This window comes from Streptacidiphilus sp. BW17, from assembly GCF_041262485.1.
In the GTDB taxonomy this organism is placed as follows: domain Bacteria; phylum Actinomycetota; class Actinomycetes; order Streptomycetales; family Streptomycetaceae; genus Streptacidiphilus.
This window is the reverse complement of sequence record NZ_JBGCCR010000006.1, coordinates 152,542-168,958: the sequence shown is the minus strand read 5'-3', so window position 1 is coordinate 168,958 and position 16,417 is coordinate 152,542. Positions and strand designations below refer to the sequence as shown.

The following is a 16,417-nucleotide window of genomic DNA, read 5'->3' as shown; positions in this document are numbered from 1 at the left end:
GGAGAACGCCCCCCGGTCCGGCTCAGGCGGTCGCCGCTATCTGCTTGCTGTCGCGGGCCAGCGCGACGAGGCGGGATATCGCGCGGAAGTACTTCTTCTTGTACCCCCCGGCCAGCATCTCGTCGCTGAATATGGAGTCGAAGCCCGCGCCGGAGGCGACGATCGGCAGTTCGCGGTCGTACATCCGGTCCGCGAGGACCACGAGGCGCAGCGCCGTGCTCTGGTCCGCGACCGGGGTGACGCCGCGCAGGAAGACGGCGTCCACGCCGTCCAGCAGGGCGCCGTAGCGGCTGGGGTGGACCTCGGAGAGGTGGTTGAGGAGCGCGTCGAAGTCGTCCAGGGACGCCCCCTCGCCGTAGGACGCGGCGAGCTGCGCGACCTCGGCGTCGACGTACGGGGGCGGCGCCTCGGGGAGGCCGCGGTGGCGGTAGTCCTGGCCGTCGATGCGGACGCTGCGGAAGCGCGAGGCCAGGCCCTGGATCTCGCGCATGAAGTCGGACGCCGCGAAACGGCCCTCACCCAGCTTGCCCGGGAGGGTGTTGGAGGTGGCGGCCAGCTTCACGCCCGCCTCGGCGAGGCGGGTCAGCAGGCTGGAGACCAGGACGGTGTCGCCCGGGTCGTCGAGCTCGAACTCGTCGATGCACAGCAGGGTGTGCCCAGACAGCGCCTGGACCGCCTGCTGGAAGCCGAGCGCACCGACCAGGTTGGTCAGCTCGACGAAGGTGCCGAAGGCCTTGGGGCCGGGCGTGGCGTGCCAGAGCGAGGCGAGCAGGTGGGTCTTGCCGACGCCGTAGCCGCCGTCGAGGTAGACGCCGCCTGGACCGGCCGGGGTCGCGGGCTGCGTCGAACGGCCGAACCAGCGCTTCCTGGGCGCGGGCACGGTGCCGCGCGCGGCCAGGCCGGACGCGAACGCCTCCAGGATCCGTACGGCCTCGCTCTGGCTCGGCTGCTGCGGGTCCGGGATGTACGTGGCGAAGCGCGCTCCCTGGAAGCGCGGCGGCGGGACCATCTCGGCGATCAGCCGCTCGGCTGCGACAACGGGCCGGCGCTCGGACAGGGCTATAGGCGACACGAGTCCCAAGGGTACGGTCCGCGGGGGCGTGGAAGACTGCCCCATGTGCGCAGACTGCTTCCTCACGCCCCTGATGTGACCGACCTCACCCCGCAGACCCCCACGGGCGCGGGGAGCGGCGCGGGGACCGCGGACGTCGAGTGGAGCCTTGACGAGCTGGCCGCCGCCTACGCGTATCCCACCGAGGTCGTGGACGCGGGACGGCCGTGGTTGCGCGGCAACATGGTCAGCAGCCTGGACGGCGCGGCCCGGCTGGACGGCCTGTCGGAGGGGCTCTCCTCGGCCGCGGACAAGCGGATCTTCGGCGTCCTGCGGGCGCTGTCCGACGTGGTGCTGGTCGGCGCGCAGACCGTGCGGGCGGAGGGCTACCGTCCGGCCCGTGCGCGGGAGCACTTCGCGGCCGAGCGCGCGGCGCGCGGGCAGAACCCCGCGCCGGTGATCGCCGTCGTCACGGCGAGCCTGGACCTGGACTTCTCGCTGCCCCTGTTCACCGAGCCGGTGGTGCGGACGATCGTGGTCACCGCCGAGCGTGCCCCGGCGGACCGCTTGGTAAAGGCGCGTCAGGTCGCCGACGTCGTCCTGGCGGGCGAGCAGGAGGTCGACATGGCCCGTGCCGCGACGGCCCTGGCGGAGCGGGGACTGCTGCGACAGCTGACCGAGGGCGGGCCGCGCCTGCTCGGGCAACTGGCCGAAGCCGGGCGGCTGGATGAGCTCTGCCTCACCCTGGCACCCCTGATCGCGGCCGGCGACGCGCCGCGGATCGCCCACGGGGCGACCTCCGTGGCACAGCACATGGAGCTGCTCGGCCTGCTGGAGGAGAAAGGTTTCCTCTTTGCTCGCTACGCCCGTAGCGTGAAGATTGCGCAATAACGGAGCAAGAGACTCCACTTATTGCGAGAGGATGCACGACGGGTCTGAACCACGGGTTCGACGAGATCGAGAACGATGGCCGGGACAACCGAAAGGAAGCACGTGTTCACCACCGTACTGTTGATCGAGAGGGCCCTCTCCGATGCCGACGCCGACATGGTGACCACCCTGCACGGCGAGGAGCCCGTCTCGTTCCACGTCGTCATGCAGCCGCGCGGCAAGCAGGACGAACTGCTGCGCGCGATTGACGACGTCGCCTTCGGTTATCTGGAGCAGGCCGCGAAGGAGCGGGACGAGCCGCACGGCCAGGACGCGCTGACCGCCGCCGACACCGCCCTCCAGCACACCCTGCGGCTGCTGCGCGAGCACGGCGCGGGGCGCGCCGAGGGCGCGGTGGTGGACCACAACCCGCTGGACGGCCTGAAGGACCTGGTCAAGGAGGTCCAGGCGGACGAGGTCATCGTGCTGGCCGCTCCGCACTGGGTCGAGGGCCTGTTCCACCGCGACTGGGCCTCGCAGGCTCGGCACAAGGTGGGGGTCCCGGTACTGCAGCTCTTCGCGCAGCAGAGCTGACCCCCGGCGCGGGGGACTTCTGCAGGCGAGGTGCCATGCACCTCAAGGGCGCGGGGAACTGCGCGAACAACCCCTGATGAGCGGATGGCCGGAGCGTTCGGGACTCCACCTCGCAGGGTGGTTTCTCGCGCAGTTCCTCGCGCCCCTGGTAGTGCAACCAGGCGCGAGAGCAGAAGCACCGGCTTGTCGGGCCCACGCGGCGGCGCCGCAGATCAGCAGAGCTCGCGCCCCCGGATAGTGCAACTCATTGCCGGAGCGCATGCCTGCGACGGGCGGTGAGCCGGATGCGGCAGAATCGAGGCGACCGCACGCCCGGCCCGTCGGGCCGGCACGACCCTCGGAGCCCGACACCATGACCGCCGCCCCGGCAGCCACGTCAGCAACGTCCGCGCCTCTGTCCGCCCCGCACTTCATCGGCATCGGGGGCGCCGGCATGTCCGGGCTCGCCAAGATCCTGGCGCTGCGCGGCGCCCAGGTCTCCGGCAGCGACGCCAAGGAGTCCACGGTCGTCCTCGCCCTGCGTCAGCTGGGCGCGGAGGTCCACGTCGGCCACGCCGCCGAGCACGTCCCGGCGGAGGCCAGCTGCATCGTCGTCTCCAGCGCGATCCGCGAGGACAACCCGGAGATCGTCGAGGCGCGGCGACGTGACCTGCCGATCATCCACCGCTCCGACGCGCTGGCCGCGTTGATGGCGGGCCGCCGGGCGCTGGCCGTCGCGGGCACGCACGGCAAGACCACCACGACGAGCATGCTGGCGGTCAGCCTGACCGCGCTCGGCGTGGACCCGTCCTTCGCCATCGGCGGCGACCTCAACGAGCCGGGCAGCAACGCCCACCACGGCACCGGCGAGATCTTCGTCGCCGAGGCGGACGAGAGCGACCGCAGCTTCCAGAAGTACACGCCCGAGGTCGCCATCGTCCTCAACGTGGAGCTGGACCACCACGCCAACTACGCGTCCATGGACGAGATCTACGAGTCCTTCGAGGCCTTCGCCGACCGGATCACGCCCGGCGGTGCGCTGGTCGTCGACATCGACCACGCGGGTGCGGCCGAGCTGGCCTCCCGGGTCGCCGGACGGCAGTTCGAGATTGTCACCGTCGGCGAGGGCGAGCGCGCCGACGTGCGGATCCTGAGGATCGTGCCGCGCGGCATGACCAGCGAGGTGACCGTCGCCCTGCCGGGTGGCGAGGGGCAGACCCGCGAGGAACTGACCTTCACCGTCAACGTCCCCGGCCGCCACTACGCGCACAACGCCGTGGCCGCGCTGGCGGCGGGCGTGAAGCTCGGCATCCCGGCGGCACAGCTGGCCCCGGCGCTCAGCAGCTACCAGGGCGTACGGCGTCGGCTGCAGCTCAAGGGCGAGTCCGCGGGCGTCCAGGTGATCGACTCCTACGCGCACCACCCGACCGAGATCGCCGCCGACCTGCAGGCCATCCGCGGGGCGGCGGGCGAGGGGCGCGTGGTCGTGGTCTTCCAGCCGCACCTCTTCAGCCGCACCCGGGAGCTGGGCCTGGAGATGGGCGAGGCGCTCGCCCTGGCCGACCAGGTCCTGGTGCTGGACATCTACCCGGCGCGCGAGGACCCGATCCCGGGCATCACCAGCGAGATCGTCATCGAGTCGGCCCGCGCCAAGGGCACCGACGTCCAGGGCGTCCACTCGCTGGCGGCCGTTCCGGAGCTGGTCGCGGGAATCGCGAAGCCCGGTGATCTCGTTCTCACCATGGGCGCCGGGGACGTCACCTTCCTCGGCCCGGAGATCCTCTCCCGCCTGGACACCCTCGGCTGACCGAAGGAGCGCGCGATCATGGCCTACGACATCGAGAAGACGGACGCCGAGTGGCGTGAGGAGCTGACGCCCGCCGAGTACGCGGTGCTGCGTGAGGCGGGCACCGAGCGCCCCTTCGTCGGCGAGTACACCGACACCAAGACGGAGGGCGTCTACTCCTGCCGCGCCTGCGGCAACGAGCTGTTCACCTCGGGCACCAAGTTCGAGTCACACTGCGGCTGGCCGAGCTTCTACGACCCGCGCGACTCGTCAGCGGTGGAGCTGATCGAGGACCGCACGCACGGCATGGCTCGGGTCGAGGTGCGCTGCGCCAAGTGCGGCTCGCACCTGGGCCACGTCTTCGAGGGCGAGGGCTACCCGACGCCGACCGACCAGCGCTACTGCATCAACAGCATCTCGCTGCGACTGCGCGCTGCCGGGGAGTAGTTGGCCGAAATCCAGTAAGGAAACCTGATCAGACCTCGACTAGCCTGGCTCCCTGCTCACCCGCACAACTTGCAGAGAACGGGTAGACGAGGTCGTGCCTGCCATCGAGTTCCAGGTGCTCGGTCCGATGCGGGGCCGACGCGGCTCCTCGGCATTGGCGATGGGCACGCCGCAGCAGCAGGCGATGCTGGCCACCCTGCTGCTGCGTCCCGGCCGTTCGGCCGGGACGGACGAGCTGATCGAGGCGTTGTGGGGCGACCGCTCGCCCTGCCGGGCCAGGTCGATCCTGCGCACCTACGCCTGGCGCTGGCGCAAGGCGCTACGCTGCGACAGCGCCGCTGACGGCGGCCCGGGGATCCTGCTCTCGGTCTCCGGCGGCTACCGGGTGGACCTGCCGGACCAGGCCGTCGACGCCGCGCAGGCGGAACTGCTGGCCGCACGCGCCGAACAGGCGCGGGCCGCCGAGCGCCTCCACGAAGCGGCGGACCTGCTGCGCGAGGCGGTCGCGCTGTGGCAGGGCGAGCCGTTGGCCGGCGTCCCCGGCCCCTTCGCCGAGCGGCAGCGGCACCGCTACGCCGAGCTGCGGCTGAGCCTGGTCGAGCAGCGGATCGGGCTGGACGTGACGCTGGGACGCGCAGCCGCGTGCATACCCGAGTTGACCGCGCTGACCGCCGAACACCCGCTGCGCGAACGCCTGCACGGGCTGCTGATGCAGGCGTTGACCCAGGTCGGCCGCCAGAGCGACGCGCTGACGCTCTATCAGGACGTGCGCCGTCGCCTGGCCCGGGAGTTGGGGGTCGATCCGGGCCATGAACTGACCTCCGTCCACGCTGCCGTCCTGGAGGGCGGTGGTCCGGCTACCGCGGCCGCAGCCGCACCGCAGAGGCCGCGCGAGGTGGTGCCTCCGGCCGCGACCGCCGAGCCCGGCGCGCGGCCCGAGGGCGTACTCCGGTCCGAAGGGGCGTTCCGGGCCGAGGGGGCCTTCCGGGCCGAACGCAGGTCCCCGCCCGTACCGGCACAACTGCCGCCGCAGGAGCCGGACTTCGTCGGGCGCACCAGGCTGGTCGAGGACCTCTGCGCGGCGTTGGCCGGGCCGGAGCGGACCGCGCCGCCGGTGCTGGCGCTGTCCGGGATGGGCGGCGTCGGCAAGACCGCACTGGCGCTGCACCTCGCCCACCGCAGCCGTCCGGCCTTCCCCGACGGCCAGCTCTACGTCGATCTGCGCGGCAACACCGGTCGCGCCGCCGACCCGGAGGAGGTTCTCGGCGGCTTCCTCTGCGCCCTGGGCCTGGCTCCGGAGGAGGTACCGGACGGAGTCACGGCCCGATCGGCGCTGTTCCGGTCGACGGCGGACGGGCGTCGGCTGCTGATCGTGCTCGACAACGCGGCGGGGGCGGCCCAGGTCCGCCCGCTGCTGCCGGGGGCTGCCGCCTGCGCGGTGGTGCTGACCAGCAGGATGCGACTGGCCGGTCTGCCCATCACCGCCCAACCGGACCTCGGCGGCTTCGAGCCTGCCGAGGCGCTGCGCCTACTGCGGTCCGTGACCGGCGAGGCACGCGTCGACGCCGAACGCGAGGCGGCGGTCGAGCTGGTCCAGGCCTGCGGCCGACTGCCGCTGGCGGTGCGCATCGTGGCCACCCGCCTGGCTGCGCGGCCGTCCTGGACGCTGCGGGCCCTGGTCGGGCGGCTGACGGACGAGCGACGCCGGATCGACGAACTGCGGATCGGCGAGCTGGCGGTCGCGGCGGCCTTCGAACTCGGCTACGGCCAGCTCACGGAGGCGCAGGCGGAGGCGTTCCGTCTGCTCGGAGCCGTCGACGCGGCCGAGTTGGGGCTGGCCTCGGCCGCGGCCCTGCTGGACACCGACCCGACCCGCGCCGAGGAGTTGCTGGAGTCCCTGGTCGACATCGCGATGCTGGAGTCGCCCGCCGAGAACCGCTACCGGCACCACGGCCTGCTCCGCGACTTCGCCCGCCGCGTCTCGCTGCGCACCGCGCCCGGCGAGGAGCGGGCGGCGCGAGCGCGGCTGCTGGACTTCCTGCTGGCCGGGGCGTGTTCCGCGTTCGAGCGGGCGGTTCCCGGCGACTGTGTCCGGGACGCACTGGGGCCGTTGCCGTTGCCGGGTCCCGACTTCCCCAGCGCGGCAGCGGCCCGTAACTGGGCGCGGACGGAGGGTCCGGGCGCGGTGGACCTGGCCGCCCGGATCGCACGGGAGTCGCTCGACGAGAGCAACGAGCGCGACGGGCACGCCCAGCCCGACGAGCGCGTCGGTAGCGCGGAGCGCGACGGGAGAACGGAGCAGGGCGGGCACGCGGAGCAGAGCGGCAGCGGCCCCGGCTATGCGGCGCTGCTCCCCCGAGCCGTCAACCTGCTCATCGCGCTCAGCCCGTTCGGCCCCGGACCCCGGCGTCGCCAACTCGTGGAGACCGTCGACGCGCTGGCCCGCGCCGCAGCCCGGCACGGGGACCGGCACACGGAGGGGCGGGCCCGGTTCCTCGCGGGCAACATCGCGGTGGGTGCGGGCCGTTGGGCCTCAGCGGAGCCGGAGACGCTGCGCGCGGTGGAGCTGTGCCAGGAGGACGGCGATCTGGTGATCCTGCGTCAGGCGCTCAACGACCTCGGCGCGATCGCCCATGCGCAGGGCCGGGACGAGGAGGCCGTGCTGCGGTTCGGCGAGGCCGTGGCGCTGGCCCGCGTCCTCGGTCACCGCAGTGGGGAGACCGCCTCCCTGCTGAACGCCGCCGTGTCACGGATCAGCACGGGCCGCGCCGAGGAGGTGCTGGAGCAGTGCCGTCCGCTGCTGGCCCGGCTCCGGACGGAGGGGGACTGCGCAGGCACCGCGCACACCTTCTTCGTCCTCGGCCTCGCCCATGACGCGCTGGACCACCCCGCCGAGGCCGTCGCACACCTGACCGCGGCGGCGGAGGCGTGGACCGTGGCCGCCCTGCCCGGCCGCGCCGCGCACGCCCACCACCGGCTCGCCGTACTCCTGCATCGGGCCGGCGAGTCGGACCGGGCGCGCGTCCATGCCGAGGCAGCGCTCGACGAGTTCGAGAACTCCGGCAGCGCGGCCGACCGCCACAGCGCCCGACGGCTGCTCGACCGCACGTGCGCGGCAGTCGCTCCGGCGCTCTCCCCGGCACTCGTTCCGACCGAGCCGTTCACCGGGGACCGGCGCCGCCTCCGGTGACGATCGTGTTCCAGTCCTGCGTGCCGACGCTCATGGCGCTCATGGCGTGCTGTTCCTCCCGTAGCGGTGCACGTGAGCATGCCGGAGCGGAGTCTACGTCCCGTCTATGCGCGCGTAGATCCGACCTTGATCCCCGTCAGGCAGCCTGTGTCCCTGTCAGGCACACGCCGCCACAAGCGGATTGTGCATCACCCCGTTTCCACAGAAAGGGGACAGAGATGAAGGTCCTGTTCGCCGTTCGCAACGCCGTCTTCGCCCAGAAGAGCCTGAAGGCCAACGCCTGGTACCTGTGGTACTGAGCCGACGGACCCCATCCCCGCGCCCTGCGGGGTGATGCACCACCGGGCCCGCGTCCGGCACCGCCGTTCCCACGGCGTGCCGGGCGTGGGCTCTGCCCTTCGGCCGAACTCCCGAACTCCCGAACTCCCGGCCCCCGGAGACGCGTGATGCCCGCTGCCCGCACCCTGACCACCGGCCGGACCACGGTCCTCTCGCCGCGCCTGGCCGCCCTGCTCGACAACCACCTCGGGCAGGACGCCTTCCGCCTGGAACCCGACACCATGGGGGTCGCCGGCCACGAGCTGACGGACCGGATCCTCGCGGCCCGGCGTGCCACCGAGACCGAGCGCCCGACCTTCAAGCCGCTGCACGGCCGGTCCATCTCCCGACCCGAGGCGTCCTCGGTGACCCAGACCGTCGGTCGCGACGTGCGCCGAGCCCTGGAACACCCGATCCCGGCGGGCGCGGACCTCTCCGGCCCGTGGCCGCTCACCGGCCACATGCTGCTGCGCGACCTGGTCCTCGGTGGCGACCCGCGTCGGCTCACCATGCTGATGAGCCGCAACCTGGAACTGACGCCGGTCCTGACCTGGACCGTGATCGCCGCCGGTGCGGCGCTGCCGATCCGCCTCCGGGCCACTGCGGCGTCCAGCAACCTCGCCGAGCTGACCGCGCAGGCGGGCGGCTACCAGGACCGGCGCCACGCGATGGGCATCTACCGGCGGGCCGCCGCGCCCGTCTGCTTCACCGTCTCCACGCTGGTGGCCAACGCGCTCTGGCTGGGCGCGCCCTTCGACGAGAGGGTCTCGAACCGCAACATCGTCCTGGAGTCGCTGCGCCTGCTGCCGCCGTCCTGGAACATCCTGCGCCGCTCCTCGCCCGAGTATCCGGAGATCGATCCCCGGATCGGCCCGGCGGACGACGTGCTGGTGCTCCCTCTGCTCTCGCACCGCGACCCGGCGCTGTGGGAGGACCCGGACGAGTTCCGTCCGGAGCGCTGGGACGACCTCGATCCCGACCACACGCCCGGCTACCTGCCCTTCGGCCACGTCTCCGAACGCTGCTGGGGACGGCACATGGTGATGCCGCTGGCGGAACTGCTGCTCGACCGGCTCCGTGCGGACGGGCTGACCGTCGACCCGGACCAGCGCCGCGCCAAGGTGCCGCTGCTCGGCCTGCTGGGGGTCGAGGAAGTCCGGGTCACCCGGGTACGCAAGGCGCTGTGACGGTCGGCTGCCCTCCCGGATCAGGGATCAGGGATCCGGGAGGGCGGCCGACGGGTGTACAGCCCCGTGGTTGACGGTTGACGCTTCGTCAGCGGCTGAGCGGCATCGTCATCGTCGGCTTGACCGGCGTGACGTCCGGCCGGACCCGGCTGACCGCCGTACCCATCGAGAAGAACTCGATCGCGTGCTCGCCCCAGTAGCGGTGGTCGTTGACGAAAGTGCCGACGATGCCGTCGGAGCCGAGCTGCTGGCCCTCGTACTGCATCCGCGCCATCGCCAGCTCGCGGGCGTCGTAGAGGGCCTGGGTGAACTGCGGCAGTTCCGCGTTCTGGCCCACCTGCGACAGCAGCTGACGCATCGTCTGATGTGCGACGTGGTAGACGCAGTTGCCCAGCACCAGTCGACGCGGCAGCCAGCCGTGCTGCCAGAGCGTCCAGAAGTCCTGCCCGGTGAGGTTCGTGGTGAACGGCTTGCCGTTCGGCGCACGGTAGTTGGTTCCGTCGGTGGCCTTGACGGCGGTGCCGGTGGCGAAGAACTCGACGACGTCCGACATGAAGGCGTAGTTCACCGGCCGCAGTGTCACGCCGATGACGCCGTCCGCGCCGAGCTCGGCGGCCTCCGCCTCCATCCGGCTCATGGCCAGCTCGCGGACGTTGTACATCGCCTGGGTGAGTATGCCCAGCTCCTGGCTGGTCTTCCAACCGCCGTACTGGACACCGACGTGGTAGACGCTGGTGCCCATCACCATGCCGAGCGGCTCGAAGCCCGACTCGGTGACCAGGACGAACTCGTTGACCGACAGGTCCGAGGTGAAGCAGGGACGCCCCTGTCGCGACCCGTCCAGACGACCGCGCGCGATCTCGTTGAGCTGAACCTGCTGGTAGCCGGGCGTGCTCATGTGGTTCCCCTGCCTTCCCCGTGGATAAGTCCGGTCCGTCCGCAGCGCGACGGGCCGGCCCGACCCTACCCCGCGTGGCTGAACACCGGTCATTCAGCCTCCGTTCACCTGGAGCCCTCTTGGCGACCGCGGAGGGCATGGGTCAAAGTTGGCTATACAACTTTTGGAGAGAGGTCGAAATCGAATGACCACCACGGAGACGGCCGCCGCAGGCACGGGCCGAGCTCACGCACCGCGGCCCGCCGGCCTGTCGGCGATGTGGCTGCGCGACAACTGCGGCTGCGCCGAATGCCGCGACCCCGGGACGGGCCAGAAGCTGTTCCAGATCACCGAGGTGCCGCAGGCTCTGGCGCTCGCCGCGGCCGAGCGGCGTTCCGAGGCCGGACGCGACGGCTGGGACGTCGTCTGGTCCCCGGACGGCCACCGCTCGCGCTACGACGCCGACTGGCTCGCCGCCGCGGCCGAGCCCGACCCGCGCGCCGAGGACGGCAAGGAGCTGTGGCTGCGCGCCGAAACGCTGAACGGACGCCTCCCGGAGGCGTCCTGGGACGCGTTCATGGGAAGCGACGAGGAGCGCCGGCGGATGCTGGGCGCCGTCCACCGCCTGGGCTTCTGCCTGCTGCGGGATGTGCCGCTGCGCGACGGCCAGGTGCAGGAAGCCGCCCGCGCGTTCGGCTTCGTCCGGGAGACCAACTACGGCCTGCAGTTCGAGGTCCGGGTTGAGGAGCAACCCAACAACCTCGCCTTCACGAACGTCGCGATCACCCCGCACACCGACAACCCCTACCGCGACCCGGTGCCGACCCTGCAGTTGCTGCACTGCCTGGTCAACAACGCGCTGGGCGGTGACTCCGGCCTGGTCGACGGCTTCGCCGTCGCCTCGCAACTGCGCGAGGAGGACCCCGAGGCGTTCGCCGTACTGACCACCACCCCGGTCGAGTTCGCCTTCCGGGACGCGGTGACGGAGCTGAGCGCGCGCCGACCGCTGATCGACCTGGACGCCGAGGGCCGGATCCGCGAAGTGCGCTTCAACAACCGCTCGCTCGGCACGCTCCGACTCCCCAAGGAGCGGACCGACGCCTTCTACCGGGCCTACCGCGCCTTCGCCGAGCTGCTGCTGGCACCGGAGGCGCAGCTGGAGTTCCGGCTCGAGCCCGGCGACTGCCTGATCTTCGACAACACCCGTCTGCTGCACGCCCGCACGGCGTTCGAGCGCGGTGGTGCCCGGCATCTCCAGGGCTGTTACGCGGATCTGGATGCCCTGCTGAGCACGGTGGCGCTGCTGGGCCGCACGCGTCCCAGTGAGGAGAACTGAAATGACGCCCGATCAGATCGTGACCGCCATCGGCGAACTGTTCGCCGGCGAGGGTGCGGCGGACTACCTCGGCGAGCACGTCACCCAGGCCGAGCACATGCTCCAGGCAGCCGCTCTGGCCGAAGCCGAGGGGGCCCAGCCCGCGCTGGTCGCCGCCGCCCTGCTGCACGACGTCGGTCACTTCCGCGGCGCGATCCACGGCCGCGAACTGATGGCCGGGACCGCCGACAACCGCCACAGCCACCAGGGCGCGGACTGGCTCGCCCCCTGGTTCGGTCCGGCGGTGACGGTGCCGGTCCGCCTCCACGTCGCGGCCAAGCGCTACCTGTGCGCGGTCGAGCCCGCGTACTTCGACAGGCTCTCCGAGGCGTCCGTCCACACGCTCTCGCTCCAGGGCGGCCCGATGGACCCGGACGAGGCGGCGGCGTTCGCCCAACTTCCGCACGCCGAAGCAGCAGTACGGCTCCGCCGTTGGGACGACGACGCCAAGGACCCGGACGCGGTCACGCCGCCCTTCGCCCATTTCCGGGACCTGCTGGTCGAGTTGGCCTCCGCACCGGCGCAGGCCCGCTGACAGGCCCGCTGACCACCCTCAGCTCCCCGCCTCCCGCAGGCGCGCGAGCGTCGTCGCGGCAAGGGAGTTGTGGACGGTGAAGGCGACCGTTCCGGGCAGGTAACGGTCCTCGGACCACTCGATGGGGAGGCCCGTCGGATCCGTCGTCCGGCGGCGCTCGCGGAGCAGCGGCGCGCCGGGCTCGCAGCCGAGCAGGGCGGCGTCGTCCGCGTCCGCGAGGGTCAGGTCGATGGTGTGGTCGGCGTCGGCCAGAACCAGGCCGTTGGACTCGAGTAGTTCGGTGACCGAGACGGCGTCGCCCGGCATCTCCGCGACCAGCGCGCCGATCGGCTCGCCGTAGACGGTCCGTTCGACCATCACCGGGCGGCCGCCGAGCGTGCGGCAGCGGCGCACGGACAGCACCCGGTCGCCCTCGGTCAGCCGCAGTTGCGCCGCCTCCGTCGCGTCGGCCTCGCGCCACTGCAGGGCGACCACCGACCCGCCCGGCTCCTCGCCGAGCGAGCGGGCCCAACGCGTGAAGCTGAGCAGTTCGGTGAAGCTCTGCAGACGCGGCTGCTCCAGCACCACACGGCGGGTGCCCCGACGGGAGGTCACCACGCCCTCGGTGCGCAGCAGCGCCAGCGCCTGGCGGACGGTGCCGCGTGAGACGCCATGGGCGGCCGCCAGGGCCTCCTCGCTGGGCAGGCGTCCGCCCGCGCCGTACTCGCCGCTCAGCACGCCCGCACGCACGGCCGCCGCCAGTTCCCGGTACCTCGCCGGCTTCGCCATCGCCACGCCCTGATCCTTTCACGCCGAGCGGCAGCGCCTGCGCGCCTTGCTCTCCCGTGTCCTGCGCCTTCCTGTGCCCTGCGCCTTCCTGTGTCCTGCGCGTCCATTGCGATTCTCGCAAGCAGGTCGTACCGTGGGCCCATGGACGAATCCGTCTCCGGGCGGGTACGCACGGTGATCACGGCGGCGCGGATGAGCTACGCCGCCTTCGCCGCACGCGTAGGGATCACGCCCGACAAGCTCTCCAAATCCCTCAACGGCATCCGCCGCTTCAGCTCCACCGACCTCGCGCTCATCGCGGAGGCCGGATCGGTCACCGTGGACTGGCTGCTGACTGGCCGTCAGTTGCGCCGGGCCGGCGTGGCCGGACGCGGGGACGCCGCCGCGCACAGCAGTAGCCTGAGCGACATCGCCGAGCGATTCACGGCCGCCTACGAGGTCCTCGAACTCCTCGGCCGCGCACCGGAGATGCCCACGCTGCCGGAGGTGGGCCCGGGCGACCCGGACGAACAGGGCGAGCAACTCGCCGCCACCGTACGCGCCTGGTTGGGGCAGACCCTGGGCCCTGGCGAGCCGCTCGCCACCGATCCGGCGCTGCTGCCCACCGGCGAGCTCCTCTCCGTCATCGAGCGGGCGTTCGGCGTGGACTTCGCCGTCGTCGAACTCCCGGGCCTGGTCGACGGGTTCTCCTGGCAGCAGGAGGGCGGCCCACGCCTCGCCCTGGCCCGCAGGGACGACCGCTGGACCCGGCAGCGGTTCACCCTCGCCCACGAACTCGGCCATCTCCTCGCCGGGGACGCGGCCGAGCCGCGCACCGAGTCCCCGGTCGCGCCGGGCCACCAGGCCGAGCCCGACGAGGTCCGCGCCAACGCCTTCGCGGCCGCGCTGCTCATGCCGGAGGCCGACATCCGCCGGGCTGCGGCCCAGTCCGGGCCCGAATCCGCGGCCAAGTCCGGCGCCGACTTCAGTGTCGACTTCAATGTCGAATTCGCCGAGCTGGTGGTGAGGTTCCGGGTCTCCCCCAGCGCGCTCGCGGCCCGGCTGCGGCGACTCGGCCTGATCGACGCGTCCCAGCAGACACGGCTCCGGCGCCGGACGACTGCGGAGTGCCATCTCGCGGTCGGGGCCATGGACGCCTACCTGCGCGAGGCGGCCCTCGCCGAGGCGGAACGCCCACCCGCACGGCTGGCCGAGGGCCTCTACCTGGCGTTCCGGTCCGGGGAGACGACCCTCCGTCCGCTCGCCGCACTCCTCGGCGTCGAGCCGAAGGAGTTGGAGGACGACCTGCTGCAGGACGACCGACCGCAGGACGGCGCCGTCGAGCGGGACGGCGGGGAGCTGGTCTACCAGCCATGACCGAGTGGTGGTTCCCCGACAACACCGTCCTGTGCAACTTCGCCGCCGTGGACCGGGTCGCGTTACTCGAGAAGGTGCTCGACGGCCGGGGTCGCTGGTCCGAGGCGGTCGCCCGGGAGGCCCGGCTCTCCACCCGGCATCTGCCGCCCCTCGCCGGACTGGCCGAACGCGGCAGCCTCGGCGAACCGGTGGAGATCAGCGACCCCGACGAACGCACCGAGGTCGAACGCCTGCGGCGCGCGGTCTTCGGCGGCGACCGCCGCCGCCCGACCCAACACCTGGGCGAGGCCGAGACGCTGACCCTGATCACCCGCCGCCGAGATTTCCGCCACGCCGTCTGGATCTCCGACGACCGCGACGCCGCCCGCTACGCTCGTAGGCGCGGGATCACCACCCTGGAGACCTTCGACCTGGTCCGCGCCGCGGTCAGGGAGCAGCTCGTCGACGCCGCCGAGGGCCATGGCTTGCTGCTGCGGATGACCGGGGCCGGACGCCGCCTGCATCGCATCAGTGCAGGCCCCGAGGATCTGCTCGGCCCACGGTGATCGCCGGCCGAGACGGCCGCGATCAGGGCGACCCGCGAGGCAAGCCCGTGAAAGCTCAAATCTAGCTCTGAGAATCGCGCCGCCGTCTTCCTTGGCTCGCAGCCAGCCGACATGCTCTCCCCATGGAGCCAGGTGCGGGGGACCTGGCTCCTCCCATTCCTGGGAAGGGGTGTCCTGATGAGCCTCGGTCCTTTCATCGATCCGTTCGTCGATCCGTTCTTTCTGGCGTCCGCCACGGCGGTCGGTCTCGCCGGTGCACGGGTGCTCTGGACATCCCTGCGCACCGCGCCGAGGCAGCGCGCGGTACGCGGCGCGATCCGACTGCTGCTCGGCGCGCTGTTCTTCGCTCTCGCTCTGGCGACAGTGGCGACCTTCCGCTGGTCGGACGCGACGATCACCGGGAGCGCGACGCCCTCGGGCGCCTCCGCACCGTTCTGGCCGCCGCCGCTGCTGGCCTTCCTGTCACTCGCTGCGACGGCTCTGCCGGTCCTGGTCATCGGCCTGCGCCGGCGGAGCGACCGCCGATCACGGTTGGATATCCGTCCGCACACGGATCTTGAGCGGCGGTCAGGAGTGAGGTTGGTTATGCCTCATGGCGTACGTGTTCCTGATCCCCGCGTGCCTGCTGGCGATGCTCTCCGCGCTGAGACTGTGCCGCCTGGTCGCGACGATCGACCCAGCGGTCAACGGCACGTCCACGCCGGGCGGGTCGCCTGAGACCGGCTCCGAGGAGCTGTCCGACGACGAGCACGCGCCGGACCTCTTCGACGCGGCGTACCTGGCCGGCGGCCCCGAGCGGGTGGTCGAGCTGACCCTGGTCCGCATGGTGGCCAAGGGCGTGCTCCACCTCGCCCACACCGGCTGGACCTCCGTGGCCCGCCCCCACCCGCAGAACGAGCTGGAGGCGGCGGTCCTCACCGCGATCGGCCCCGAAGGCCAGTGCCGCACCGACGAGTTGCGCCGCGAGGTCGCCCACGGCACGGCGGTACGCGAGATCGCCGACCGGCTCACCCGCCGGGGCCTCGCGGTCGCCCCCGGCACACGGGACACCCTGGCGCAGGCCGTCACGGGCGTGCGGTGGTCCCTGGTGACCACCCTCGGCCTCTTCGCCGCCGCGCTGGGTGCCGCGGGCGCGCGTGACCTCACCGGCGCGAGGATCGGCCTTGCCGCGCTGGCGGCGTGGTTCACCCTGCCGCTGGTGCTGAGCGCAGGCACCCTGCTGATGGCCCGCATCGAGGTCTACCCGGTCACCCCCTGGGCCGCTCCCCCGGGCCAGGACCTCCTCCGCGGCCTGCGCGCGGGCACACGCCGCGCCCGCACCCACCACGCACGCTCCCGCGGCGCGGACCAGACCCTAGCTCTGATCCTCCGCGGCCCCGGCGCGCTGCGCGAGCCGTACCTCCGCGCAGCCCTCAAGCCCTCCCGAGCGCTGTAGGGACGGCAGACGGGGCGTTGCAACACGTCAGGGGCGCGGGGCTCCGCTTGATCAACTGCGCACGCGTCAAGCCACCCACGCAGTTGATCAAGCAGAGCCCCGCG

General features: G+C 72.4%; 16 protein-coding genes. 13 read left to right on the top strand and 3 right to left on the bottom strand.

Features of this window, described 5'->3' with window-relative positions; translation table 11 throughout:
- Window positions 1-22: 22 nt before the first annotated feature.
- A complete protein-coding gene (gene zapE, locus ABH940_RS10020) occupies window positions 23-1,117 on the bottom strand; it encodes a cell division protein ZapE (protein ID WP_370068608.1) in 1,095 nt (364 codons plus the stop codon).
- Window positions 1,118-1,147: 30 nt separating this feature from the next.
- On the opposite strand from zapE, the gene ABH940_RS10015 reads away from it, so the two are divergent.
- The 7 genes from ABH940_RS10015 (at window position 1,148) to ABH940_RS09985 (ending at window position 9,422) form a co-directional block, all read left to right on the top strand.
- Window positions 1,148-1,942 (top strand): pyrimidine reductase family protein, encoded by a 795-nt coding sequence (locus ABH940_RS10015; protein WP_370068606.1) that lies wholly within the window; start codon window positions 1,148-1,150, stop codon window positions 1,940-1,942.
- 102 nt (window positions 1,943-2,044) lie between these two features.
- Window positions 2,045-2,515, top strand: coding sequence for an indole-3-glycerol phosphate synthase (locus tag ABH940_RS10010; protein ID WP_370068604.1), 471 nt, complete (start codon window positions 2,045-2,047; stop codon window positions 2,513-2,515).
- 352 nt (window positions 2,516-2,867) lie between these two features.
- Complete coding sequence (murC, locus tag ABH940_RS10005) at window positions 2,868-4,301, top strand: UDP-N-acetylmuramate--L-alanine ligase (protein ID WP_370068602.1); 1,434 nt, start codon at window positions 2,868-2,870, stop codon at window positions 4,299-4,301.
- Window positions 4,302-4,319: 18 nt separating this feature from the next.
- On the top strand, window positions 4,320-4,727 hold the full coding sequence (msrB, locus tag ABH940_RS10000) for a peptide-methionine (R)-S-oxide reductase MsrB (protein ID WP_370068600.1): 408 nt from the start codon (window positions 4,320-4,322) through the stop codon (window positions 4,725-4,727).
- Between the two features lie 94 nt (window positions 4,728-4,821).
- On the top strand, window positions 4,822-7,917 hold the full coding sequence (locus ABH940_RS09995; protein ID WP_370068598.1) for a BTAD domain-containing putative transcriptional regulator: 3,096 nt from the start codon (window positions 4,822-4,824) through the stop codon (window positions 7,915-7,917).
- Between the two features lie 32 nt (window positions 7,918-7,949).
- The gene (locus tag ABH940_RS09990; protein ID WP_370068688.1) at window positions 7,950-8,216 is read left to right on the top strand and encodes a tryptorubin family RiPP precursor; all 267 of its coding nucleotides are present in this window, start codon (window positions 7,950-7,952) and stop codon (window positions 8,214-8,216) included.
- A gap of 147 nt (window positions 8,217-8,363) precedes the next feature.
- Complete coding sequence (locus ABH940_RS09985) at window positions 8,364-9,422, top strand: cytochrome P450 (protein WP_370068596.1); 1,059 nt, start codon at window positions 8,364-8,366, stop codon at window positions 9,420-9,422.
- A gap of 88 nt (window positions 9,423-9,510) precedes the next feature.
- On the opposite strand, the gene ABH940_RS09980 is transcribed toward ABH940_RS09985, so the two are convergent.
- Window positions 9,511-10,320 (bottom strand): heavy metal-binding domain-containing protein, encoded by an 810-nt coding sequence (locus tag ABH940_RS09980; protein WP_370068594.1) that lies wholly within the window; start codon window positions 10,318-10,320, stop codon window positions 9,511-9,513.
- Window positions 10,321-10,504: 184 nt separating this feature from the next.
- Between ABH940_RS09980 and ABH940_RS09975 the strand changes: the two genes are divergently transcribed.
- Together ABH940_RS09975 and ABH940_RS09970 are read left to right on the top strand one after the other, a co-directional pair.
- Window positions 10,505-11,635 (top strand): TauD/TfdA family dioxygenase, encoded by a 1,131-nt coding sequence (locus ABH940_RS09975; protein ID WP_370068592.1) that lies wholly within the window; start codon window positions 10,505-10,507, stop codon window positions 11,633-11,635.
- 1 nt (window position 11,636) lies between these two features.
- Window positions 11,637-12,209 carry a phosphonate degradation HD-domain oxygenase gene (locus ABH940_RS09970; protein ID WP_370105078.1) on the top strand — a complete coding sequence of 191 codons (573 nt, stop codon included), beginning with the start codon at window positions 11,637-11,639 and terminating at the stop codon, window positions 12,207-12,209.
- Between the two features lie 18 nt (window positions 12,210-12,227).
- Here ABH940_RS09970 and ABH940_RS09965 read toward each other — a convergent pair whose 3' ends face one another.
- Complete coding sequence (locus ABH940_RS09965; RefSeq protein ID WP_370068686.1) at window positions 12,228-12,977, bottom strand: GntR family transcriptional regulator; 750 nt, start codon at window positions 12,975-12,977, stop codon at window positions 12,228-12,230.
- A gap of 141 nt (window positions 12,978-13,118) precedes the next feature.
- Between ABH940_RS09965 and ABH940_RS09960 the strand changes: the two genes are divergently transcribed.
- From ABH940_RS09960 to ABH940_RS09945, 4 genes are all read left to right on the top strand, one after another.
- Window positions 13,119-14,333: an ImmA/IrrE family metallo-endopeptidase gene (locus ABH940_RS09960; protein WP_370105077.1), complete on the top strand. Its 1,215-nt coding sequence runs from the start codon at window positions 13,119-13,121 to the stop codon at window positions 14,331-14,333.
- A complete protein-coding gene (locus ABH940_RS09955) occupies window positions 14,330-14,878 on the top strand; it encodes a hypothetical protein (protein WP_370068586.1) in 549 nt (182 codons plus the stop codon). The genes ABH940_RS09960 and ABH940_RS09955 overlap by 4 nt, the downstream gene beginning before the upstream one ends.
- 177 nt (window positions 14,879-15,055) lie before the next feature.
- On the top strand, window positions 15,056-15,595 hold the full coding sequence (locus ABH940_RS09950) for a hypothetical protein (RefSeq protein WP_370105076.1): 540 nt from the start codon (window positions 15,056-15,058) through the stop codon (window positions 15,593-15,595).
- Window positions 15,480-16,313, top strand: coding sequence for a TIGR04222 domain-containing membrane protein (locus ABH940_RS09945; protein WP_370105119.1), 834 nt, complete (start codon window positions 15,480-15,482; stop codon window positions 16,311-16,313). Before ABH940_RS09950 ends, ABH940_RS09945 begins: the two co-directional genes overlap by 116 nt.
- Window positions 16,314-16,417 lie beyond the last annotated feature (104 nt).

Excerpts from the sequence above, each read along its gene's own strand:
- zapE (WP_370068608.1), bottom strand. The coding sequence starts at position 1,117 with ATGGGGCAGTCTTCCACGCCCCCGCGGACCGTACCCTTGGGACTCGTG.
- murC (WP_370068602.1), top strand. The coding sequence starts at position 2,868 with ATGACCGCCGCCCCGGCAGCCACGTCAGCAACGTCCGCGCCTCTGTCC.
- msrB (WP_370068600.1), top strand. The coding sequence starts at position 4,320 with ATGGCCTACGACATCGAGAAGACGGACGCCGAGTGGCGTGAGGAGCTG.
- ABH940_RS09990 (WP_370068688.1), top strand. The coding sequence starts at position 7,950 with ATGGCGCTCATGGCGTGCTGTTCCTCCCGTAGCGGTGCACGTGAGCAT.
- ABH940_RS09985 (WP_370068596.1), top strand. The coding sequence starts at position 8,364 with ATGCCCGCTGCCCGCACCCTGACCACCGGCCGGACCACGGTCCTCTCG.
- ABH940_RS09980 (WP_370068594.1), bottom strand. The coding sequence starts at position 10,320 with ATGAGCACGCCCGGCTACCAGCAGGTTCAGCTCAACGAGATCGCGCGC.
- ABH940_RS09975 (WP_370068592.1), top strand. The coding sequence starts at position 10,505 with ATGACCACCACGGAGACGGCCGCCGCAGGCACGGGCCGAGCTCACGCA.
- ABH940_RS09970 (WP_370105078.1), top strand. The coding sequence starts at position 11,637 with ATGACGCCCGATCAGATCGTGACCGCCATCGGCGAACTGTTCGCCGGC.
- ABH940_RS09965 (WP_370068686.1), bottom strand. The coding sequence starts at position 12,977 with ATGGCGAAGCCGGCGAGGTACCGGGAACTGGCGGCGGCCGTGCGTGCG.
- ABH940_RS09960 (WP_370105077.1), top strand. The coding sequence starts at position 13,119 with ATGGACGAATCCGTCTCCGGGCGGGTACGCACGGTGATCACGGCGGCG.
- ABH940_RS09955 (WP_370068586.1), top strand. The coding sequence starts at position 14,330 with ATGACCGAGTGGTGGTTCCCCGACAACACCGTCCTGTGCAACTTCGCC.
- ABH940_RS09950 (WP_370105076.1), top strand. The coding sequence starts at position 15,056 with ATGAGCCTCGGTCCTTTCATCGATCCGTTCGTCGATCCGTTCTTTCTG.